At 33.4% G+C, this 22234-nt stretch carries 22 protein-coding genes; 19 read left to right on the plus strand and 3 right to left on the minus strand.

The window, feature by feature from the left end; all coding sequences use genetic code 11:
* The first annotated feature begins 5 nt into the window (after nt 1-5).
* From ACW0JX_RS12745 to ACW0JX_RS12770, 6 genes are read left to right on the plus strand one after another with little or no spacing between them, the layout of a single operon-like run.
* Nucleotides 6-1487: a distal tail protein Dit gene (locus ACW0JX_RS12745; RefSeq protein ID WP_226605277.1), complete on the plus strand. Its 1482-nt coding sequence runs from the start codon at nt 6-8 to the stop codon at nt 1485-1487.
* Entirely contained in the window at nt 1484-5515 is a 4032-nt protein-coding gene (locus ACW0JX_RS12750; protein WP_459245753.1) for a phage tail spike protein, read from the plus strand. Before ACW0JX_RS12745 ends, ACW0JX_RS12750 begins: the two co-directional genes overlap by 4 nt.
* A gap of 37 nt (nt 5516-5552) precedes the next feature.
* Complete coding sequence (locus tag ACW0JX_RS12755; RefSeq protein ID WP_016081457.1) at nt 5553-5789, plus strand: hemolysin XhlA family protein; 237 nt, start codon at nt 5553-5555, stop codon at nt 5787-5789.
* Nucleotides 5789-6028 carry a hypothetical protein gene (locus ACW0JX_RS12760; RefSeq protein WP_016081456.1) on the plus strand — a complete coding sequence of 80 codons (240 nt, stop codon included), beginning with the start codon at nt 5789-5791 and terminating at the stop codon, nt 6026-6028. The genes ACW0JX_RS12755 and ACW0JX_RS12760 overlap by 1 nt, the downstream gene beginning before the upstream one ends.
* Nucleotides 6025-7089: an N-acetylmuramoyl-L-alanine amidase gene (locus ACW0JX_RS12765; RefSeq protein ID WP_226605269.1), complete on the plus strand. Its 1065-nt coding sequence runs from the start codon at nt 6025-6027 to the stop codon at nt 7087-7089. The genes ACW0JX_RS12760 and ACW0JX_RS12765 overlap by 4 nt, the downstream gene beginning before the upstream one ends.
* 37 nt (nt 7090-7126) lie before the next feature.
* Nucleotides 7127-7999 (plus strand): exosporium leader peptide-containing protein, encoded by an 873-nt coding sequence (locus ACW0JX_RS12770; protein WP_459245754.1) that lies wholly within the window; start codon nt 7127-7129, stop codon nt 7997-7999.
* 127 nt (nt 8000-8126) lie between these two features.
* On the opposite strand, the gene ACW0JX_RS12775 is transcribed toward ACW0JX_RS12770, so the two are convergent.
* On the minus strand, nt 8127-8300 hold the full coding sequence (locus ACW0JX_RS12775; protein ID WP_000354585.1) for a hypothetical protein: 174 nt from the start codon (nt 8298-8300) through the stop codon (nt 8127-8129).
* A gap of 382 nt (nt 8301-8682) precedes the next feature.
* Between ACW0JX_RS12775 and ACW0JX_RS12780 the strand changes: the two genes are divergently transcribed.
* The 4 genes from ACW0JX_RS12780 to ACW0JX_RS12795 all read left to right on the plus strand — a co-directional run bounded on the left by ACW0JX_RS12780 (nt 8683) and on the right by ACW0JX_RS12795 (nt 12230).
* Nucleotides 8683-10374, plus strand: a complete 1692-nt coding sequence (locus ACW0JX_RS12780) for an RNaseH domain-containing protein (protein ID WP_459245755.1) — start codon at nt 8683-8685, stop codon at nt 10372-10374.
* Between the two features lie 206 nt (nt 10375-10580).
* The gene (locus ACW0JX_RS12785) at nt 10581-11345 is read left to right on the plus strand and encodes a DUF3959 family protein (protein ID WP_048535392.1); all 765 of its coding nucleotides are present in this window, start codon (nt 10581-10583) and stop codon (nt 11343-11345) included.
* 144 nt (nt 11346-11489) lie between these two features.
* On the plus strand, nt 11490-11906 hold the full coding sequence (locus tag ACW0JX_RS12790) for a DUF3995 domain-containing protein (protein ID WP_089171123.1): 417 nt from the start codon (nt 11490-11492) through the stop codon (nt 11904-11906).
* 120 nt (nt 11907-12026) lie between these two features.
* On the plus strand, nt 12027-12230 hold the full coding sequence (locus ACW0JX_RS12795) for a hypothetical protein (RefSeq protein WP_000878369.1): 204 nt from the start codon (nt 12027-12029) through the stop codon (nt 12228-12230).
* 329 nt (nt 12231-12559) lie between these two features.
* On the opposite strand, the gene ACW0JX_RS12800 is transcribed toward ACW0JX_RS12795, so the two are convergent.
* Complete coding sequence (locus ACW0JX_RS12800; RefSeq protein ID WP_089171124.1) at nt 12560-12772, minus strand: hypothetical protein; 213 nt, start codon at nt 12770-12772, stop codon at nt 12560-12562.
* Nucleotides 12773-12981: 209 nt separating this feature from the next.
* On the opposite strand from ACW0JX_RS12800, the gene ACW0JX_RS12805 reads away from it, so the two are divergent.
* The 6 genes from ACW0JX_RS12805 to ACW0JX_RS12830 all read left to right on the plus strand — a co-directional run bounded on the left by ACW0JX_RS12805 (nt 12982) and on the right by ACW0JX_RS12830 (nt 18330).
* Nucleotides 12982-13986, plus strand: a complete 1005-nt coding sequence (locus ACW0JX_RS12805) for a DUF1835 domain-containing protein (RefSeq protein ID WP_089171125.1) — start codon at nt 12982-12984, stop codon at nt 13984-13986.
* 145 nt (nt 13987-14131) lie between these two features.
* Nucleotides 14132-14536 (plus strand): hypothetical protein, encoded by a 405-nt coding sequence (locus ACW0JX_RS12810; protein ID WP_000282680.1) that lies wholly within the window; start codon nt 14132-14134, stop codon nt 14534-14536.
* A gap of 159 nt (nt 14537-14695) precedes the next feature.
* Nucleotides 14696-15931, plus strand: a complete 1236-nt coding sequence (locus tag ACW0JX_RS12815; RefSeq protein ID WP_089171126.1) for a cytochrome P450 family protein — start codon at nt 14696-14698, stop codon at nt 15929-15931.
* Between the two features lie 267 nt (nt 15932-16198).
* Nucleotides 16199-17482, plus strand: coding sequence for an MFS transporter (locus tag ACW0JX_RS12820; protein WP_000106403.1), 1284 nt, complete (start codon nt 16199-16201; stop codon nt 17480-17482).
* Nucleotides 17472-18104 carry a Vat family streptogramin A O-acetyltransferase gene (locus ACW0JX_RS12825; protein WP_089171127.1) on the plus strand — a complete coding sequence of 211 codons (633 nt, stop codon included), beginning with the start codon at nt 17472-17474 and terminating at the stop codon, nt 18102-18104. The genes ACW0JX_RS12820 and ACW0JX_RS12825 overlap by 11 nt, the downstream gene beginning before the upstream one ends.
* A gap of 70 nt (nt 18105-18174) precedes the next feature.
* Entirely contained in the window at nt 18175-18330 is a 156-nt protein-coding gene (locus ACW0JX_RS12830) for a DUF1540 domain-containing protein (RefSeq protein WP_000046095.1), read from the plus strand.
* A 102-nt stretch (nt 18331-18432) separates the two neighbouring features.
* On the opposite strand, the gene ACW0JX_RS12835 is transcribed toward ACW0JX_RS12830, so the two are convergent.
* The gene (locus ACW0JX_RS12835; RefSeq protein WP_000289124.1) at nt 18433-18930 is read right to left on the minus strand and encodes a PadR family transcriptional regulator; all 498 of its coding nucleotides are present in this window, start codon (nt 18928-18930) and stop codon (nt 18433-18435) included.
* A 140-nt stretch (nt 18931-19070) separates the two neighbouring features.
* Between ACW0JX_RS12835 and ACW0JX_RS12840 the strand changes: the two genes are divergently transcribed.
* The 3 genes from ACW0JX_RS12840 (at nt 19071) to ACW0JX_RS12850 (ending at nt 22001) form a co-directional block, all read left to right on the plus strand.
* Nucleotides 19071-20285 (plus strand): cytochrome P450, encoded by a 1215-nt coding sequence (locus ACW0JX_RS12840; protein WP_000168009.1) that lies wholly within the window; start codon nt 19071-19073, stop codon nt 20283-20285.
* A gap of 110 nt (nt 20286-20395) precedes the next feature.
* Nucleotides 20396-20974, plus strand: a complete 579-nt coding sequence (locus ACW0JX_RS12845) for a cysteine dioxygenase family protein (RefSeq protein ID WP_089171128.1) — start codon at nt 20396-20398, stop codon at nt 20972-20974.
* A 175-nt stretch (nt 20975-21149) separates the two neighbouring features.
* Nucleotides 21150-22001 carry a Cof-type HAD-IIB family hydrolase gene (locus ACW0JX_RS12850; protein WP_459245756.1) on the plus strand — a complete coding sequence of 284 codons (852 nt, stop codon included), beginning with the start codon at nt 21150-21152 and terminating at the stop codon, nt 21999-22001.
* Nucleotides 22002-22234: the final 233 nt, after the last annotated feature.

Consider the following 22234-nt stretch of genomic DNA (forward strand, 5'->3'; position numbering starts at 1 on the left):
GCAAGTTGGAGAAACTCAGTTTTACTTTTAATAAGATTAGAAAAGATTATATTCAAATGCTAGTTGGAAGAAAACGCCCTTCCTGGGCTCCAGTTAAAAGAAAATTAGTAAGAGTCCCTCATCGAGCAGGGGCTCTTTTTCTTAATACAGAAACAGAGGAAAGGCGTATTGATGTTCCTCTTGTGATTAAAGCGAAAAAAGATATGGCTGATTTACAAAAGGTAAAAGAAGATTTAGCGGATTGGCTATATACAGAGCAACCAGCCGAACTTATTTTTGATGATGAATTAGATAGGACTTATCTAGCATTAATTGATGGTTCTGTAGACTTGGATGAAATAGTTAATAGAGGTAAAGGGGTTATTACTTTTGTTTGTCCAATGCCATATAAATTAGGAAAACAAAATACCCATACGTTCTCTCAAAATGGTTCTACTGAAGTTGCAACTTCTTTTACCAATCAAGGGAATATAGAAGCATCTCCAATTATTGAAGTCGAAGCTCAGAAACCAAGTACATTTTTAGATGTGTGGTTTGGTGAGCATCCATATAATCGTGATTACTTCAGAATTGGTTATCCTTTGAAAACAGAGCAATTACCTGTAGAAAGAAATCAAAGACTTATATGGGACGAAATGGCTACCACGGTAGGATGGAGTAAAGTCAGTTCAATGGAAGATGGTAATCCAGTTGGTGAAATGAAGTCAGATAAATACCAATTCTTTTGTTCTGATTTTGGTACCAGTACAGGCAAAGGATGGCATGGTGCAGCTGTTAAAAAGAACATACCTGGGGGTCCAGTACAAGATTTTATTATGCAAGCCTATGTTACATGTAAGAGTAAAAAGATTAATGAAATGGGCCGAGTTGAGATAGCGATACTCGATGAAAATAGCAAGGTTCTTTCAAAAATTGCTATGAACGATCTCTTTTGGCAAGCTGAGCAAAATTTTGGAACGATGGTTATTGGATATGATAACAAGCCAGGGAAAACAGGATTGATTTATGAGAGTGGTGATTATCCGAATACCTGGAATCAGTATTTCGGACGATTGTGGATAGCTAGAACCGGAAATGTATGGGAAGCATATATTTCAAAATTCTTGCCAGGGACAGAGAAAGATGATTCAGAACGTTTTGCACGGTGGACAGATGAAAATAACTACCATATGGAAAAAGCCGCACAACTTCAGATTAGTATTATGCAATGGCAAGAAGTTCCACCAGTAGAAGCGATGTCAGTTAGTGATTTGAAATTTTGGAAAGTGAATTTAAATACAAAAAACGATCCGCCTTACATTTTTGACACACGGGACAAAATTATTATTGATACAGAAAAAAGTCTTGTAACAATTAACGGTAAGAATGCAATTAATTTAAAAGACATTTTTAGTAATTTTCCAACTGTAATACGTGGTGAGAATCGTATCAATATAATGCCAGCAGATGTTAAAGCGACTGTTAGTTATAGGGAGAGATATAGATGAGAACACCAAGCGGCATTTTGCATATTGTGGATTTTAAAACAAATCAAATCGTTGCAGCTATTCAGCCGCAGGACTATTGGGATGATAAAAGGCATTGGGAAATCAAAAACAATGTTGATATGTTGGATTTTACAGTTTTTGATGGCACAACTCATTCGGCTACGTTACAACAACAAAACCTTGTTTTAAAAGAAGTACGAGACGGAAGAATTGTACCATATGTTATTACAGAAGCTGAGAAGAATTCGGATAAACGATCCATTACCACATATGCTTCAGGAGCTTGGGTTCAAATCGCTAAGTCAGGCATTATAAAACCACAACGAATAGAAGGTAAAACAGTAAACGAATTCATTGATATGGCCCTAGTAGGAATGAAATGGAAACGTGGAAAAACAGATTATGTAGGATTCCACACGATGACTATTGATGAATTTATTGATCCGTTAACATTTTTAAAGAAAATAGCTTCTTTATTTAAATTAGAAATCCAGTACCGAGTTGAGATTCAAGGTTCACAAATCATTGGATGGTATGTTGATATGATTCAAAGGCGTGGTCGAGACACGGGGAAAGAAATAGAACTGGGGAAAGATTTAATAGGTGTTACACGTATTGAACATTCAAGGGATATTTGTACAGCACTAGTTGGCTTTGTGAAAGGTGAAGGCGATAATGTAATTACTATTGAAAGTATCAATAGGGGACTTCCCTATATTGTTGATAATGATGCATTTCAACGATGGAATGAACGTGGTAAACATAAATTTGGTTTTTATACACCAGAAACTGAAGAATTAGACATGACTCCAAAACGTTTAATGACTTTAATGGAAATAGAATTAAAAAAACGTGTCAATTCTTCAGTTTCTTATGAAGTAGAAGCACAATCGATTGGACGTATTTTCGGACTAGCACATGAACTAATTAATGAGGGAGATACGATCCGAATCAAAGATACAGGATTCACACCTAAGTTATACCTTGAAGCACGTGTAATTGCTGGTGATGAATCTTTTACGGACCTTACACAAGATAAATATGTGTTTGGTGATTATCGCGAAATTACTGATCCAAACGAAGAACTACGAAAAATTTATAATCGAATCTTAGGGTCATTAGGCAATAAACAAGAGCTGATAGATCAGTTAGATAAATTAGTGAAAGATGCAAATGAAACAGCTAGTAATGCTAAGAAAGAATCCGAAGCAGCGAAAACACTGGCTGAAAAGGTTCAAGAGAATCTTAAAAATAACACGGTAGAAATCATTGAAGCTAAGAATCCACCGACAACGGGGATGCAACCTTATAAAACACTTTGGCGTGATATTAGTAATGGGAAGCCTGGTATTTTGAAAATATGGACAGGCGCAGCTTGGGAATCGGTTGTACCAGATGTTGAATCCGTTAAGAAAGAAACACTTGATCAGGTTAATAAAGATATTGAATCAACAAAAACAGAATTAAATCAAAAGGTTCAAGAGACACAAAATCAGGTGACGGGACAATTCAACGAAGTAAAGGACAGTTTACAAGGTGTCAACCGTACAATTTCTAATATTGAAAATAAACAAGGTGAAATTGATAAGAAAGTAACTAAGTTTGAACAGGATTCTAATGGATTTAAAACTTCTATTGAATCATTAACGAAAAAAGATACTGAAATTAGTAATAAATTAAATACTGTCGAATCAAATGCGGAAGGTACAAAAAGGGCTATTTCTGATGTGCAACAAACAACTAATGATCTAAAGAAGACCACAACTGAAGTTAAAGAACAAGCAGGAAAGATTAGTGAAAAGTTAACAACTGTAGAAACAAAGGTTAATAGCGATAAAGCCGGTGGACGTAATCTGTTATTAGATTCAAATGCTAAATACGAAAAAACGGATTATTTAATCAATGTATTTTCGCTAACTGAAAATTTTGTTGCAGGTGAAGAATATACTTTTGTAATTAAAGGGAGTGTACCTGCAGGTCAAAAGTTTGGTATTTGGATGAATGGTGGGTCTAGTAATGTTGGATATGCAACAAGTGTTTATGCGAATGGAATTACCTATGTAACTTTTAAAGCTGTAGCAGTAACGAGTGGAAATGAAAGAAAGTTGAGCCTATATAACTTTCCGAGTAACACTACAAAAGCCACTGTAGAATGGGTCGCTTTATATAAAGGTAATAAGCCACAGGATTGGACACCAGCTCCAGAAAATCAAGTAACGAATGATGAATTCACTAAAAAAACAACCGAGATTGAAAAAAATGTGGATGGTGTAACAAATACTGTATCTAAGGTGAAGAATAGTCAAGATGGATTCGAAAAGCGCATAACTACAGTAGAACAAACAGCAACTGGATTATCTTCCACAGTGAACGATTTAAACAATGTTGTATCAGATCAAGGGAAAAAGCTTACTGATGCAAATACAAAACTCGAACAACATGCAACAGCAATTGGTGCAAAAGTTGAGCTTAAACAAGTAGAAAATTATGTTGCTGGATTTAAGATACCTGAGTTGAAGCAAACAGTCGATAAAAATAAACAAGATTTGTTGGGCGAATTAGCTAACAAACTTGCAACTGAGCAATTTAATCAAAAAATGACTTTGATTGATAACCGCTTTATTATCAATGAACAGGGGATTAATGCTTCAGCCAAAAAGACAGAGGTATATACAAAAGAGCAAGCAAATGGGCAATTTGCCACATCATCTTATATAAGAGATATGGAAACCCGTCTTCAGTTAACTGAAAAGGGTGTTAGTATATCTGTAAAAGAAAATGATGTAATCGCAGCATTCAATATGAGTAAAGAAAACATTACTTTGAATGCGAATAGGATTAACTTAAGAGGTTTTATTACAGCGGATCATATCAAAGGGCAAGTTTTAGAGGGAGTAACACTTAAAACGAGTGGAAACAGATTTGTTGAAATAAATAAACAAGACATGAAGATTTTCGATTTAGATAAGCCACGTGGTTATATAGGATTTATGGAGACAAATGATGGAAGTATTCAACCTTCATTAGTCCTTGGTTCTGATAATAGAAAATACGCTGGTACAGGATCATTTTATATTTATCAAGTCATGCCGCGAATTAATGGAGTCGATCAACCTTCTAAAGCGTATGCAAAATTTGGGGTTTCTAAAGGAGAAAATGCAGAAGGAACTAATATTTGGTCAAATTATATTCAAATGCAGAATGACGGTGGACATCTGAGCGTATATTCAGATGGACAATTTCGTTTTCAAAACTTGAATGATATTATTTTTGAATCTGAAGGATGGGCTCCAGGATATGGTTACTTCTCTGTAACTACAACTGAACCGCATATTTTTAACAATAACAAGGGACAGTTTACTTTCAAAAGAAAAGGCAGTGACTATAAAATACATTTCATAAACGGCGCCACCGATCATGATTTAATCATGGGTAATGCAATGATAAGATCAAGTTTTGTACAAGGTTATAACAACGGATTACAGATTAAAGATATGATGGGTCAAGGATGGAAAGATATAGAATTAAGAACACTACGAGCGCAAGAAAATATAAATGCTAATGGTCAAATGTGGGCGAAAGCATTTAATCCTACGTCAGCTAGAAATATGAAAGAGAATATAAAAGATATTCCTTTCTCAGCTCTTGATAAAATCATGAGTTTGGCTATAAAACAGTACAATTTCAGAGACGACATGTATGATTTGTATCAAATGCGTGTGAACAAACCAGAAGAACAAACAGAACCATATACAACAAAAGAAATTGAAACGTATTTCGGTATGATTGCAGACGATACGGACGCTATATTTACAGATAAAGAGAAACGGGCTATAAATTTATATAATACTGTTTCAATCTTTATTGTAGCTTTCCAACAGCAGTATCATCAATTTAACGAAGAGTTAACTACTGTTAAAAGTGAGAATAAACAACTAAAAGAGCAGGTTACGACCCTAGCAAGCGATGTGTCCACATTAACAGATTTAGTTCAAAAATTAATTAGTGAGAAACCAGAGCAGCTATAAGCTGGTCTTTTTTTATTGCCTAAAAGGGGTGGTCAAAGTGGAAGGATTACAAGATGTACGAAGTGATGTTCAAGAAATAAAGCAAGATATTAAGGACATTCGCTTAGAGATTAAAAGTTTAGAAATGCGGACAACAGGTAACGAGAAAGACATTATCAATATCAACAAACAGCTAGATAAAATCAGCGCCAATACTACCTGGATTTTGCGACTTATAGTTGGCGGAATTGTTGGTGGCATTCTCACTTTCTTAATGAAAGGAGGTGGTATGTAATGTTTGAAATTACTGTAATGATTGGAATTGTAGTTGGCCTTTCGCAGATCGTAAAAACAATTGGATTACAAACAAAATATGTTCCGTTATTGAATTTAACGTTTGGCATTGTGCTAGGCGTTTTATTTTTGGGCGGAGATATCAAAACAAATGTATTTCAAGGAATCATCATTGGACTGTCAGCAAGTGGATTATTTGACCACACAAAAATTATAAAAAAGGATGTTGATGCTAAATGAAAAAGACAATGAAACATATTACCTCGTTCCTTATGATTCTAGTACTTGCTGTTTCTTTTGCTACAAGTGCTTTTGCTGATAGAACGCTTATTATTCCTGATTTACCGAAACAACCTTACCGTTATGGTGTAGGTGCTTATGAGGGCGTTGTAGCGCATTCTACAGCAACTCCAGAAGCTCCAGCTATTAACATTCAAAAATATGAGTCTCGTACATGGAGAAATGCATTTGTTCACTATGCAGTCGATTGGGACGAAACAATCCAAATTGCTGATACAAAATACATTGCTTATGGCGGCGGTCCTGCTGCGAATAAGCGCTTTGTACATGTAGAGTTATGCGAAACAGCGAACTATACAAAATTCAAACGCAGCTATGACAAATACGTTAAGTTACTAGCTAAAATCTTACGTGATCGTGGGTTATCTGTAGAAAAAGGATTGTGGACACATAGCGATGTAACTCATTACCTTGGCGGTACGGATCATGAAGACCCAATTGATTACTTAAAGTCTCATGGGGTTTCAGAAGCTCAATTTAGAGCAGATGTACAACGAGCATACAATAATTCTAGTGTGGATGTTTCTGTTACTGAGAAGCCATCTAAACCAGCGGAAGTACCAACAGCAGTAACAGACGGTATCGCCTTTATTGAAGGTTACAACGTTAACTTACGTAAAGGACCAGGTACAAGCTATTCTATGATTCGTCAGTTGAACAAACCAGAATCTTATATTGTGTGGGCTGAAAAAGAAGGGTGGTTAAATCTTGGTGGAGATCAGTGGATTAAGAACGATCCATCTTATGTGAAGTTTAATAAGAAAAGTACAGTAGATTCTTCTATTGTTGGAAAGCGCGTTATTTCAAAAGTTAACAATCTACGTTTCTATGACGCTCCATCTTGGCAGGACAGAGATGTTGCTGGTTTCGTAGATGCAGGTGAGGGATTTACAATTGATGGGAAGTTAAATGTGAACGGTTCACTACAATTTAAGGTGCACAATAGTATAGGGAAAACATATTATATTACGATAAATGAAGTTTATGTATATGTAAGATAACTGTCCACAGTATAGTACACTCATAGGAGGTAGTTAAGTGTTTGATAAAAATGAAATACAAAAAACAAATGGGATATTTCAAACTAATGCATTAACCCCAAATTTAATTGGCCCCACACTCCCGCCAATCCCACCATTTACTTTACCAACCGGCCCCACGGGTCCAACAGGAGGGACAGGCCCAACGGGAATAACGGGTCCAACAGGAGTAACGGGTCCAACAGGGGTAACGGGTCCAACAGGGATAACAGGTCCAACGGGAGTAACGGGTCCAACAGGGATAACGGGTCCAACAGGAGTAACGGGTCCAACAGGGATAACAGGTCCAACAGGAATAACGGGTCCAACAGGGATAACAGGTCCAACAGGAGTAACGGGTCCGACAGGGATAACAGGTCCAACGGGAGGGACTGAAGGTTGTCTGTGTGATTGCTGTGTTTTACCTATGCAAAGCGTCTTACAACAACTTATTGGAGAAACTGTGATTCTCGGCACTATTGCAGACACACCAAACACGCCCCCACTTTTCTTTCTATTTACTATCACTTCCGTAAATGATTTTTTAGTTACAGTTACAGATGGCACCACAACCTTCGTGGTTAATATTTCTGATGTAACAGGGGTAGGTTTTTTACCACCAGGACCACCTATCACATTACTTCCACCTGTCGATGTAGGATGTGAGTGTGAATGTCGTGAACGACCAATTAGACAATTATTGGATGTGTTTATTGGATCTACAGTAAGTCTTTTAGCAAGTAATGGTTCTATTGCAGCAGATTTTAACGTGGAACAAACAGGACTTGGTATAGTGCTAGGTACATTACCTATAAATCCAACTACAACCGTTAGGTTTGCTATTTCAACTTGTAAAATTACAGCTGTAAATATAACTCCTGCTACGATATAATTGATTTCTTTCAGAAGTATCTATTTAATTTCATTGATAATGATTATGTCATACAAACATACTTTGAAAAATGAATAATAAATGCACTACCAAAAAGGCAAGCATATACCAATGCTTGCCTTTCGTTCTAACGACGATGTTCAACAAGGTCGATTACACCTAAAACGACGTGAGCTAAACCAAAACCAAATACTGTATTTGCAATCATTTTATTAGTTCCACGAGTTTGTTTAAGAGCATAACCTGCTGCTGTCACTGCTGTACCTAGAGCTGTTGGAATTAATCCTTCACGAATGTCCACAGTGATGCCTCCTTGTTCCGTAGTTAGTAAATTTGTTTTAATGCTTTGAAGTAAAGTATTAAAACAAGTATTAGTATTTTACTTTTTAATAAAATTATGTAGAATTTCCATGTTATATAATTAGACAAATTTAACATTAAACATACAGTATATACGAAGGAGTATGTGTATTATCTGAACAAAAAAGTGCTAACAAGTTTGCAAACGAACTTGCTAACACCTATACAAAATAGACATAAATTATCGCTGATATGTCTGCCTCAATAATAGCCATAATCAACTAGAACATACTATTACGAAACGCTCATAAAACCATTCTTAATATCAAGAATATAATCATCCAGATATTCCTTTACTTTTAAGACGAAAACGAGGCATGATATTGATTTCTACCTCAGAGTTTGCGTCAAATAATAAAAAAATACGGTTTGTAAAACTAAAAATACAACAAGCTACAACCGGCATGAAATGGATTAAGATATTTAGAAATTTAAAAGATGATTTTCAAATAGGGGGAGAGGTGGATTTAGACCATATTCTCCAATATCCGAAAGATTATATTGTAGGAGAAAATAAAAGGGTGTTATTTCCATACAATGAGAGAATTTATAAAGTTCAAGGTACTAAAATAGAACCGGGTATAACAGTAAAGGAAAGAGAGTATTTATTTAAAGAATTTCAGCGTAAATTCTCTTATTTCACAATACTTCCAGAATGTAAAAAGGTAGCAACAAATAACAAAAATGAATTATTTCCTTTATTTGCACCAAAAGGATTAGAGACATTAACATTAGAAGTTTGGTCTGAAAATATAGCGCTGGAAATAGAACAAGCATTACTTGATAGCGAAATTGTTTTGACTAAAGTTGGTGAAAATTCGTATGTATTAAATACAGATTTTCCAGTGTTATTAAAGATTGTGAGATACAATATTGAAAAGGTGTTACAAAATCCATATAAAATGCAATATTGCCAAAAATATAAAACAAATCTTGTAGATGATGTTAAGAAAGCTGTCTATGCTACCGCGGGTAAGCGCAGTGATGCGACATTAGCATTAATCGCAATGAAAAATTGTGATGGACGCGAAAAAATTGATCCAAAACAAATCATTAGAGAGGGATTTGCACGAACAAACCGTATTTCAACATTTATTAATTTATTTATAGGACAAAATGTATCTCGTAAAACAATTGTAAATAGTGTTTTTAGTCTATTAGAACAAAAAGGATTTTTGAGGCGTAGTTGGAATAAGATAAATTTACCTTGTACATATGTTAGTTTATCAATTGAACGAATATCGAAATTCGATTTCTTACCTATTTTTTCAAAAATAAAAGGAAAAGAAATTTTATATAAATTATATGGGAGTACAGAGTGGCAAACGATTGATTACGTATTATTAAATATAAATAAACATAATGCATTTTTACCACAACCATCAAAGAGAAATGATATGGGGGCTCTTTTTAAACAATATGTTTTCGAAACATTAATGGAAATTGTACAATATGCAAAAGAACAAAAAGAACAAAATGAACAAGTTTACTTCATTGTAGATGCAAATTTGAGAAAATGTTGGATAAAAGAGTTACAAAATAAAGAAATTAATATAGATATTTTACCTGATATTGTTCCAGAGGTGTTAAAGGTTCCAAATTTAAATATTATTAGAATAAATACAGGTTTTGATGTACCGAGTTACGGTGTAATAGAATCTGATGATGCTCTAGATAGCATTGGCTTATATGCAGATCAAAAAGGGATATATTATAGCACTGGTGAATATTCACTTAATTGTAGTGGGATTTTTCAGCGATATATACTTGAAATTTTACCATTGGGTGTAAAACCTGTAGAAAGGGATTATATCGCTAAAATGATACATTACATGTGCTGTAATTCTAGTATGCTTTCGAAAAAGAATGTACACATGACATATTCCGTACATATGGAAAAAGTAATGAAGACTTATATTACTGACATAGATGCAAGAGAGTTTAAAGAATTTGATGATGAATTGGATGTAGATGTAGTAAAGGTAGAAAAGAAAGATTCAATTACTCTACTTTAAATACTAGTAAACAAATCCTGCTCGTTATATCGATCAGGATTTGTCATTTTTTTATGTAAATAAGGATATCCTTTGTCAAGTATCTTTTCGTTTACATATTTACTTTATGTGCAGACAGGATTAATATGTTTTTTAGAAATACAAAAACTATATCATATGGAAAAAGATTTTTATTAATTGAAAAAATTTGAAAGGAATGGGGAATTGTGAAGAAATTAGATGTGCTCTTAATGCTATTGAGCGGCCTCTTTCCAATTGCAGGACTTACAAAGCAAATCCCTCTAGAACAATCTATATATATTGGAGGGCTTTTATTTTTTACTAGTTTCGGTAGTTATTTTGCTAAAAAGATGTATTCACGTATATGCAGCTGGATAGCGTATGCGCCATTTATAACATTACTGTTAGTTATTTGGCACCAGGATATTTCAACAAGTTCAATCATAGCAAATGCGAAAATTGCTGCATGTGTCGCGTTAATTCCATGTTTATTCCGTTTTCGTACATATGGACTTACTTTGGGCTTATTCTCATTATGGGCCGCTTTACTATGGGATATAAAAGAAGTACAGTCGTTAGTCATACTTGAACGCATAACGAGTTTAATGACAAGCCATTATGTATATATATTACTATTAATTGGAGGACTTGTATTAGGAGGATTACTTGCGATGTTCATTCACCGCAAAGAGAAAGATAATAAAGAAAATATAAATCTACTTGGACCAAAAAAGAAACGCAAAAGATTATCAATTAAGATTCGACTTCCAAGATTGCCGAAATTAAAGATGAAACTATTTAAGTTTGGTGGGAAAGAATCTAAAAGTAAAATGCCAGAAAAGATCCATGAGTATAAGTACGAAGAACCAGTTGCAACATATGAAATGACAGAGCAAATAGATCCATACAAAGAAAATGCAGTTCAAGGTCAAACAAGGATGGAACGCCGAAGAAATAGGTATAATGCATAATGAAGTTTAATAACCCCGTAATGACTTATCTTAATATTGATAAATCATTACGGGGTTTTTTATGTAATTAAATGAAGGTTGCTAATGAAAGGGTAATAGCATATTTTATAGATAAGAAGTTAAATAAAATAAGGGGAGGATAAAATGCTTATTATTACATATATATCTGTTAGTATATTATTCTTAGTTAGTTTTTTACATGTATATTGGGCTTTCGGAGGTAATTGGGGGACAAATAGTGTTATTCCAACTAAAGCAGGGGAAAAGGCGTTTACACTTCATGCCGGAATGACATTGGTCATTGCATTATTATTAAGTATGGCAGCAATAATTTTGTTGCAACAAGCAAAAATTGTTCATTTTGCAGTTCCTAATGTTATTATTCAAGTCGGTTCCTGGATTTGTATGATCGTCTTTTCTATTAGAGTAATTGGTGAGTTCAATTATTTTGGTATCTTTAAACGACAAAAAGATACGCACTTTGCTAGAATGGATACCGGTTTATATATTCCACTTTGTGCATTGTTATCTTTATCTTTCTTATTAACAATAATTTTGTGAATAAATAATAGTAGTTTCTTTTCTCAAAATACATGTAAACGTGAGAAATCTAAGAGTAAATAAAAAGGATGTAAGCGCATTCTTGTCGAAATGTAAATTATTATGAAAGGCGGTGACACTATGAAGTATGTAAAAGTTAGTATGAATGGTGGAAGTGAACACAAATTCTCAATGACTTTAGATCGGTTTGAAGAACTTATTACTACAGAGAATGGGATATTAGAAAATAAATTAGTATGTATTGAAAATGTAATGATTAATCCTACTAATATATCTTCTGTAGTTGAAAAAATTGGTGTACCGGCTAAGTTTATGGAAGCTTAAAATGTTAGATAAAAAACATCCATTGGGGATGTTTTTTAATTTATAAATATGATAATCGTACAGTAAATATTTGAGTAAATTTTATAGCAATGACTATGCATATATTAAGTACCTGAACATGGTGCTTAATACATGCACGAAATAATAAGTACAAGCATATATTATGTAGTAGGACAAGATCTTCGTGTCCTACTTAATACTCAGAAAAAACCTCTAATCACATAAGAGCATCCAATTGCAGGGTGCTCTTATTTTTTATGAAAATCTACTACGAGCCTTATTTTATAGTAGGATGCAATAATAAAGGGCTATTTTGAAATAGTGTTTTTTTAGCCTTTAATTTTAAATTTATCTTTAACGTTAATAAATATTAAAAATAATATGATAGCAGAAATTAAGTTAGATAAGTAGAAATTTTGATGAAACAGTAGTTCAAAGATGACATCGAAAGTAACGAATAAGGCAGTAGCAGGTAGTATGCAAATAAATATAAATCTCCAATTTTTTAAGTAATGTTTATAATTTGTAAGTACTTTATCCATAAATATAGCTCCTATATTTTTGTTTTTATATAATTATACATTTAGATACAAGGATTTTCAAAGAAAAAATATTTAGCAATTCAAAAATATAAGGAGAGCTTTTGTTGAAAATCCAGATTGCTGTAGCAATCTGGATTTGACTTTAAAGAACTATACTAAAATGATACACTATAATCTACGTTATTTTTGAAATGAATAGAGGGATTTGTGTGATAGATAAAATTAAAAATGCTGTAGAGGATATGTACGAAGATGAGGCTAAAGATTTACTTCAAAGTATTCTCATACAGTTAAACTTATTAGAAGAAAACTATAGTGAAGATACAATTAAAAATTTGATGGATATTCCGAAACAATTAACAAGTAATCCTACTTATAAAAGGAATGTAAAAGAAAGTACGCACGTACATATTGCTTTTGATGATTCAACGGCTGGTTGCTTAAAATATATGTTGAGTCAAGAAGAATTATTTGAAGAGAGTGTTGTTGCTTTTTCGGAATTCTTTTCAATTGGACCGATATATAAGTTGCATACGAATGAGGGGCAACTAGCAAGACAGAAGTGGTTAATAAATAACTTAACTGCTTATGATAGTTATTTTGAAGAAGAATATTTATCAAGATTTATAGCAACTATAGAAGAACTACATACTATTCCTGTTGAAACGCCTATTACAATTTGGAAGGCTGATAATGCACATGAACATGTAGGCTTAAGTTTTGTAATGGCACAATTAAAGGATAAGAAAAACATTCGAGTTATTAATACGTCTGAAGCAAGTAGAGAAATATTAAAACAAGAGTATGATATTCGTGGAACGGGAGAATTACCACCTGAAAGTTTAGCTCTATTCCAAAAAAGTTTTATAAAGCTACCTTATTTAACTGAAGAGAAGCGCATGAAGCTTGAAAATGAGTGGGAAAGATTATCGGAAAGCATAGAATGTTTAAGAGTGTGGAAAGAAAATGAAGTGCGTTCTGTACAAGAAGATTATTTTGATCAATTTATAATTGAATGCGCGAAAAGTGTGGGTGCTGATCGAGAGTTCCTCAAAGCTCTTAGAGTAATTGGAGAAGCACTTGGTCTTGTTGAACAATTGGTTGGAGATACTTTCTTAGAATATCGCTTAAAACAATTAATTAAACAAGAAGTATTTGAATTTGAAGGTTCGTTAGATGAAATGCGTTTTTATAGTGTGAAGTTAAGGAAATAATAAACACATTCTATTTTTGAAAGGCTCGTATTTTTAATAATACGAGCTTTTTAAGTTGAATTTGGGCTATACATAAGCTTCCCATAGAGGGCATATCACATATGAATGGTAAAGGTAATGAATGAAAAGAAGGTGATTTGTTAATATGTATAACCAACAAAATTATCCATATGATCAAGCGATGTATTATAATCCACATGACTACGGGTATGAACCTACAAATGAAGTGAGAGATATTGAACAAGAAGATTACAGACCAGATGATGCGGAAGATGCTCCAACGTCACCACCACCGTCACAGGCGCCGTCGTTACCGTCTACATTTGCTTCTCCGGCACAACCAGGTAATATGAAATCATGGATGTGTAACTGTCTAGGAAGATGGGGCTATTTACGCTTACATCGTCCTGGTCCTTTCGGAAGGGACTTATGGTTTTTTCCGACTGAAGTGAGAAGAAATGGAGTGTCAGGTTACACGTGGCAAGGTGGTCGTCGTCGTAAAGTAAGTTATCGCTATCAACAAATTAGTAATTTTATGTGCTTCGCATAAAGAGAAGTGGGAGAGTGAAACGATTTTACTCTCTCACTTTTTTATTTTTCAATATACGAAGTAAGATTTTGATTAAAAATTTACAATTTTCACGTTTTTATTAGAGTATAATGCATATGTTGGTTGGTTTTCAAAAACAAATGAGAGTGAGGGAATACAATGTCAATGAAAAACAAAGTTGGGTTAAGCATAGAGGATGGCATTAATTTAGCTTCAGCTCAGTTTAAAGAAGATGCGTATGAAATTTATAAAGAATCGCGAAAAAAACAACCTATATTATTTGTAAACCAAGTTGAAATCGGTAAAGAATGGCTCATTACTAGATATGAAGATGCTCTGCCACTTTTAAAAGATAATCGTTTAAAAAAAGATTGGACAAATGTGTTTTCTCAAGATATAAAGAACATGTATCTTTCCGTTGATAATAGTGACCACTTAACAACACATATGCTAAATTCAGATCCACCTAACCACAGTCGTTTACGATCTTTAGTTCAAAAAGCTTTTACACCGAAGATGATTGCACAATTAGACGGAAGAATTGAGAGAATAGCAGATGATTTGATAAGTGATATAGAGCGAAAAGGTACATTAAATCTTGTGGATGATTATTCATTTCCATTACCAATTATTGTAATAAGTGAGATGCTCGGTATTCCAAAAGAAGATCAAGCGAAATTTAGAATTTGGTCTCATGCTGTTATTGCATCACCAGAAACACCTGAAGAAATAAAAGAGACCGAAAAACAACTATCTGAGTTTATTACATATCTTCAATATTTAGTTGATATTAAACGAAAAGAGCCAAAAGAAGACTTAGTGAGTGCTTTAATACTTGCAGAGAGTGAAGGGCATAAACTTAGCGCTCGGGAACTATATTCAATGATAATGCTACTAATTGTAGCAGGACACGAGACGACAGTGAATTTAATTACAAATACGGTATTAGCACTTCTTGAAAATCCAAATCAATTACAGTTATTAAAAGATAATCCAAAACTAATTGATTCGGCTATTGAGGAAGGATTGCGTTATTATTCTCCGGTTGAGGTTACAACTGCAAGATGGGCAGCGGAACCTTTTCAAATTCACGACCGAACAATCGAAAAAGGAGATATGGTTGTCATTGCCTTAGCTTCTGCAAACCGTGATGAAACTGTATTTGAAAACCCAGAAGTATTCGATATTACTCGGGAAAATAATCGTCATATTGCGTTTGGTCATGGTAGCCATTTCTGCTTAGGAGCTCCACTTGCGAGGTTAGAAGCAAAGATTGCTATTACTAATTTGTTTAATCGAATGCCTGAACTAAAAATAAAAGGGAATCGTGAAGAAATTAAATGGCAAGGTAACTATTTAATGCGTTCTTTAGAGGAATTGCCTTTAACTTTCTAGAATAGTTAAAAGGAGACATGCATACATCGAAAATGATTTACATAGAGTATGTATGTGTTATTTAAATTCGAAATGGAAGGGTGAAGACATCCCAATGATCAACTAATTCTATTTGTAAGAGATCTTCGTTAAAAAACGAAATATTCTTCTGAATAGGGTTAGTCTGTACATTTATAGAAAAGGGATGTATTTCGCTCTGCGAATATATAGTCTTTTTATATGATTTGTGCTGCCTCCTGTTCAGAACATGAAATAGGAGGCTTTTTTATGTCGACAAATGTAGTAACGAAACAAAACAATGGGGTATCACAAGTATTAAAAAATCGGTTTGTTCAAGGGATTTTAGCATCAGCATTATTTTTACAAATAGGAATATGGGTTCGAAACTTTGCGGTATTACTATATGTAATGGAAATGACAAAAGGTGATGCTTTTGCTATTTCGATGATTTCAGTTGCTGAATTCGCTCCAATTTTTATTTTTTCATTTATTGGCGGTACTTTTGCTGATAGGTGGAAGCCAAAGAAGACAATGATATGGTGTGAAACGTTAAGTTCCATTTCAGTATTCGCTGTATTAATTACGCTTATGTTTGGAACGTGGAAAATTGTGTTTTTTGTGACACTCATCTCTGCAATCCTTTCACAGTTTTCACAACCATCTGGAATGAAATTGTTTAAACAACATTTATCAACGGAACAAATTCAATTAGCAATGTCTATATATCAAACGATATTTGCAATATTTATGGTATTAGGACCAATACTAGGGACATTTATCTTTCATAGTTTTGGAATTTATATTTCAATCATCATAACAGGTATCTCGTTTTTACTTGCGGCAGTTGTATTGTTATTCCTTCCGAAAGATCTTGAAAACGACGTAGAAAAGAAAGGTATCACTCTGTTGCAGGAGATGAAGGATGGTATTAAGTATGTCAAAAAGAAAAAAGCATTAACATTGCTAGGGCTTTGTTTTATGGCTGCAGGACTAGGTATAGGATTAATTCAGCCATTAGGTATATTTATTGTGACTGAGCAGTTAGGATTATCAAAAGAGAGTTTACAGTGGCTACTAACAGTAAATGGTGCGGGAATGATTGTTGGCGGAGCATTAGCAATGGTATTTGCGAAAAACGTTGCTCCGCAAAAGATGTTAATTATCGGTATGCTTGGTCAAGCAATTGGTATTGGCATTATAGGATATTCTACAAATTTATGGGTGACACTTACAGCGCAGCTTTTTAGTGGTTTAGCTCTTCCTTGTATCCAAATTGGTATTAATACACTTATTATTCAAAATAGCGATACTGATTTTATAGGTCGTGTAAATGGTATTTTAAGTCCGCTTTTTACCGGTTCAATGGTAGTAACGATGAGTATAGCTGGCTCATTAAAAGAGATGTTTTCATTAAGTATGATGTATGAAGGGACGGCTTTACTTTTTATAATTGGATTATTGTTTATTTTACCTATATACAATTTAAAGCCAGTAATAGCGGTAGAAAGTGAAATAAGTGGTAAAGGAAGTGCTGTACAAAATGAATCCTAATCCAAATGTTAAATACCCTATTGAAGGAAATCAAAACGTTCAATTTATAAAAAATACAATAACAAAGCCTAATATAATTGTTGGTGACTATTCTTATTATGATGCGAAAGATGGAGAAACATTTGAAAATCGAGTATTACATCATTATGAATTTCTTGGGGATCGCCTTACTATTGGAAAGTTTTGTTGTATTGCATCTGGAGTTAACTTTATTATGAACGGAGCGAATCATCGGATGGATGGATTTTCGGCATATCCATTTAATATCTTTGGAAATGGGTGGGAGAAGTATACACCTAGTTTGTCTGATTTACCTTACAAAGGCGATACGGTTATAGGAAATGACGTTTGGATTGGTATGGACACAACTATTATGCCCGGAATAAAAATAGGAGATGGTGCAATTATTGCAGCTAAATCTGTTGTGACTAGAGACGTCGCACCATATACAATTGTTGGTGGAAATCCAGCAAATAAAATAAAAGAGAGATTTTCAAATGAAATAATAGAAGAATTATTACAAATTCAATGGTGGCATTTTGACATTAAAAAAATAACTGAAAATATAGATGTGATTGTACGAGGAGATATTGAACCATTAAGAAAGCTAAAAAGGGAATAAAAATGCATGACAAAGAGTATCATACCTCCGAATTTTGTTAATGATAATAGAAACAAGGAGGTGTGATACTATGGCACAAGACGTTTTATGTGAAGTGAATAACTGTAAATTTTGGGCGAACGGTAATAAATGTAGTGCAGAGGCAATTTACGTAGTAAGTCATAAAGGTAAACATGCATCTACAACGGAAGAAACAGATTGCAAAACTTTCGATCCAGAAGTGTAAATGTTTGAAGGGTAGCCAAATCGTGGTTGCCCTTTTATTAATTATAGTATTGATAATAAATATCATTTTCATTCATTGTTTTTAACTTTTCTTGTTATTTTTTCATATTTTTTTCATAAGTGATGTAATCCAACTCAATTCATGTTCAATTCGTGATTTACTAAATTCAATGACTTCAGTAATAAAAGATGAGGTAACATCTAGAGACTGAATAGCAGTAAGCTGATTATGTAGTACGTTTTGACGTACAGTCAAAATCTCTTTTCTATCCTCATAGTCAAGTTTTTCAAATAGCGCAATACGAACAAGAAATTCTGTATTGTTTGTCGCAAGTTTTTCGGGAAACTCTCGTAACATTTCAGAAAAAATTTCTTCTCCTGTTTCTGTTATATCGTACATATTTCGGTTTGGTTTTCCGACTTGTTTATGTATTTTTTTCGTTATAGCACCCATATTTTCAAAGCGCCGAAGGGCTGGATAAAGCATGTTGTGATTTAATTCGAAATTTTCACCTAAACGATTTTGAACATTTTTTTTAATTTCATATCCATGTTTTGGTCCTGTCGTTAATTCTGCTAGTAGTAAAATGTCAACGTACATAAAAATCCCCCTTATATATTTCTCAAGTTCTCTAATGAAAAATCCCCTTTGGTATATGTTAAAATAACATATGATAGTTTATACAACTTTGGACTGCCGACCTATCACTTTTATTGTAAAAGAAAAGGGAGGAAAGAACTATGGCTTCACCTGAAAATGTTATTTTAGTTCATGAAATTTCAAAGCTAAAAACAAAAGAAGAATTATGGAATCCATATGAATGGTATCGTTTGATGAGGGATAACCACCCAGTTCATTATGATGAAGAGCAGGATGTATGGAATGTTTTTTTATATGATGATGTAAATCGTGTTTTATCAGATTATCGCTTATTTTCAAGTAGAAGGGAGCGCAGACAATTCTCAATCCCTCCTTTAGAAACTAGAATAAATATAAACTCTACAGATCCACCAGAACATCGTAATGTACGTTCCATTGTTTCTAAGGCATTTACTCCAAGAAGTTTAGAACAGTGGAAACCTCGAATACAGGCTATCGCAGATGAACTTGTACAACATATCGAAAAATGTAGTGAAGTTAATATCGTTGAACAGTTTGCTGCACCTTTACCTGTTACCGTTATTTCCGATTTATTAGGAGTCCCAACAACAGATCGTAAAAAAATTAAAGAATGGTCTGATATTTTATTTATGCCGTATAGTAAAGAAAAGTTTAATGATCTGGATGCCGAGAAAGGGATAGCATTACATGAATTCAAAGCATACCTTCTACCGATTGTTCAGGAAAAGAGATATCATTTAACCGATGATATCATTTCTGATTTAATTCGAGCTGAATATGAAGGCGAAAGATTAACCGATGAAGAAATTGTAACCTTTTCATTAGGTTTACTAGCGGCTGGGAATGAAACCACTACAAATTTAATTATTAATAGCTTTTATTGCTTTTTAGTAGATTCACCTGGAATTTATGAAGAGTTAAGAAAAGAACCTAACTTAATTTTAAAAGCGATTGAGGAAGTATTACGCTATCGATTTCCTGTTACATTGGCCCGGAGGATTACAGAGGATACAAATATATTTGGTCCTTTCATGAAAAAGAATCAGATGATTGTTGCGTGGGTTAGTGCAGCGAATTTAGATGAGAAAAAATTTTCACAAGCCTCTCAATTTAATGTACATCGAACAGGAAATGAAAAGCATTTAACCTTTGGGAAAGGTCCTCACTTTTGCTTAGGAGCACCACTTGCACGTTTAGAAGCTGAGATTGCATTAACTACCTTTATAAATGCTTTTGAAAAAATAGAGCTATCTCCATCTTTCTGTTTAGAAAAATGTATATTGGAAAATGAACAAACATTAAAATACTTACCTATTCGATTGAAAGCCAAATAAAAATCTTAACAAGGTGCATACATTTGCATCTTGTTTTTTTTGTTTCTCAATTGTGAGTTTTCGGAAATTACCTTAATATGGGATTGTATAAAACGTAGAGGAGGATTCTTATGTTGACTTGTAATGGAAGTAAATCATTTCAAAAGTTTATTAAAGGTGTTACAGATCTTATGGAAAACGGTTTATTTGAAGAAGAAATAGTGTGTGGCATTGAAAAATTACTAGAAGAACTTTTAGAAAAGAAAACATGGCTTCCGTTAGAAAAACAGAAGGCCAATTTGACCCAATATGCAAGACATTTATTGTATGAAGATCCGCTCAAACGTTTTGAAGTACTAGCTCTCGTATGGAAAGATGGACAATCTACACCTTTACATGATCATGATGGCACATGGGGAGTTGAAGGCGTTTTTTCAGGAAGGATAATGGTGCAGAACTTTATACAAACGAAACAACTTGGAAATTCACTTGTTTATTTAACACATACAGGAAATCTTTATTTGGGAGTAGGAGAAACTGATAAAGTAATTCCACCAGCAGATTGTCATATTCTTGAAATTAGCAAAAATGAAAGCGTTATTACGATTCATGTCTATGGAAAACGATTAGAAAAGTTTAAAGTATATATCCCAACTGAAGAAAAAAACGTGTACATGTGTGAGACAAAATACATTAGTTATAATTCATAGTTTAAAATCCAAAGCTTTTTTAAAAAGAAAAGCTTTGGATTTTATTTTTAATTATTTCTTGACCTGAAACGCTTTTCATAAATTATAAATAAGAAGTACCTCACGAGGATTGTATGGAAACGATACCTAATAATTAGTTAGAACTCGTGTATTTATAGAAAGTGGTGAAGAAATAATGAAATTAATCGCAATTGATTTAGATGGAACTCTTCTTTCGGGGAATAAAATGATAAGTAAAGAAAATGCAGAAGCAATTCGAACATGTCAAGAAGCTGGCCATGTTGTAGCAATTTGTACAGGACGTTCTATTGTTGACATTGAGCGATTATTGTTAGAAGTTAATTTAGAGTGTCCAATCATTGCGGAAAATGGGGCTCTTATATATAAAGATAAAAAAATGATGAAGAGATATCCAATTCAAAATATGCAGGCACTTGAAATTGTAGAATATCTTGAAGAGAATGGTTTATATTATCAGCTTTATACTGATAAAGGTGTGTATGTACCAGATTATGGAGTAGAGAGTGTACGTAATGAAATTGAGTATGTGAAGAATTCAAAAGAAAATTTCGACTTGAAAGAGTTAGAAACAATCGCAGCATTATATCTTGAGCATACAGCGTTTCATAGTGCGGAAAGTTGTAAACCAATTGTAGAAACAGATATACATGTGCATAAACTATTACCATTTTCTTATGATATTGAGAAATTAAAAAAACTAAAAGGAACATTTCTTCATAATACAGATTTAGCAATTACATCTTCATATTGGCACAATTTAGAGATTAATCATCGAGATGCTCAAAAAGGGAATGGATTATATACTTTAGCAGAACATCTTAATATTCCGGTTGAAAACACTGTAGCGATAGGTGATGGACTAAACGATGTTTCTATGATGGAAAAAGCGAATATATCAATTGCAATGGGAAATGCAGTTGAAGAAATAAAAGCAATGTGTAAATACGCAACGTTATCAAATGAAGAACATGGTGTGGCACATGCTTTATATAAATATGTAATGTAATTAAAAAAAGAAAAAAGAATCCAAATGGATTCTTTTTTCTTTTTTATTAGGGGTAAGGTATTCTATGAGATTCATAGAAGCCTTATTACATTTTATTATATAGAATATATTGGAATAAATGTGTATATTTTTCATAAAAATTGTGAATATTTTATGAACTTTATACTTATTGCATGTTTATACCGCTATTAGTGATGCGTATGACTCTCAAGTGAAAATTCAGTGAATGTAAG

The organism is Bacillus sp. C-3-6 (assembly GCF_054509685.1).

Bases quoted from the DNA above. Each gene is read 5' to 3' on its own strand.
- ACW0JX_RS12845 (WP_089171128.1), top strand. From the start codon at position 20,396: ATGTTGACTTGTAATGGAAGTAAATCATTTCAAAAGTTTATTAAAGGT.
- ACW0JX_RS12830 (WP_000046095.1), top strand. From the start codon at position 18,175: ATGGCACAAGACGTTTTATGTGAAGTGAATAACTGTAAATTTTGGGCG.
- ACW0JX_RS12800 (WP_089171124.1), bottom strand. From the start codon at position 12,772: ATGGATAAAGTACTTACAAATTATAAACATTACTTAAAAAATTGGAGA.
- ACW0JX_RS12825 (WP_089171127.1), top strand. From the start codon at position 17,472: ATGAATCCTAATCCAAATGTTAAATACCCTATTGAAGGAAATCAAAAC.
- ACW0JX_RS12815 (WP_089171126.1), top strand. From the start codon at position 14,696: ATGTCAATGAAAAACAAAGTTGGGTTAAGCATAGAGGATGGCATTAAT.
- ACW0JX_RS12795 (WP_000878369.1), top strand. From the start codon at position 12,027: ATGAAGTATGTAAAAGTTAGTATGAATGGTGGAAGTGAACACAAATTC.
- ACW0JX_RS12850 (WP_459245756.1), top strand. From the start codon at position 21,150: ATGAAATTAATCGCAATTGATTTAGATGGAACTCTTCTTTCGGGGAAT.
- ACW0JX_RS12835 (WP_000289124.1), bottom strand. From the start codon at position 18,930: ATGTACGTTGACATTTTACTACTAGCAGAATTAACGACAGGACCAAAA.
- ACW0JX_RS12750 (WP_459245753.1), top strand. From the start codon at position 1,484: ATGAGAACACCAAGCGGCATTTTGCATATTGTGGATTTTAAAACAAAT.
- ACW0JX_RS12810 (WP_000282680.1), top strand. From the start codon at position 14,132: ATGTATAACCAACAAAATTATCCATATGATCAAGCGATGTATTATAAT.
- ACW0JX_RS12765 (WP_226605269.1), top strand. From the start codon at position 6,025: ATGAAAAAGACAATGAAACATATTACCTCGTTCCTTATGATTCTAGTA.
- ACW0JX_RS12790 (WP_089171123.1), top strand. From the start codon at position 11,490: ATGCTTATTATTACATATATATCTGTTAGTATATTATTCTTAGTTAGT.
- ACW0JX_RS12840 (WP_000168009.1), top strand. From the start codon at position 19,071: ATGGCTTCACCTGAAAATGTTATTTTAGTTCATGAAATTTCAAAGCTA.
- ACW0JX_RS12760 (WP_016081456.1), top strand. From the start codon at position 5,789: ATGTTTGAAATTACTGTAATGATTGGAATTGTAGTTGGCCTTTCGCAG.
- ACW0JX_RS12820 (WP_000106403.1), top strand. From the start codon at position 16,199: ATGTCGACAAATGTAGTAACGAAACAAAACAATGGGGTATCACAAGTA.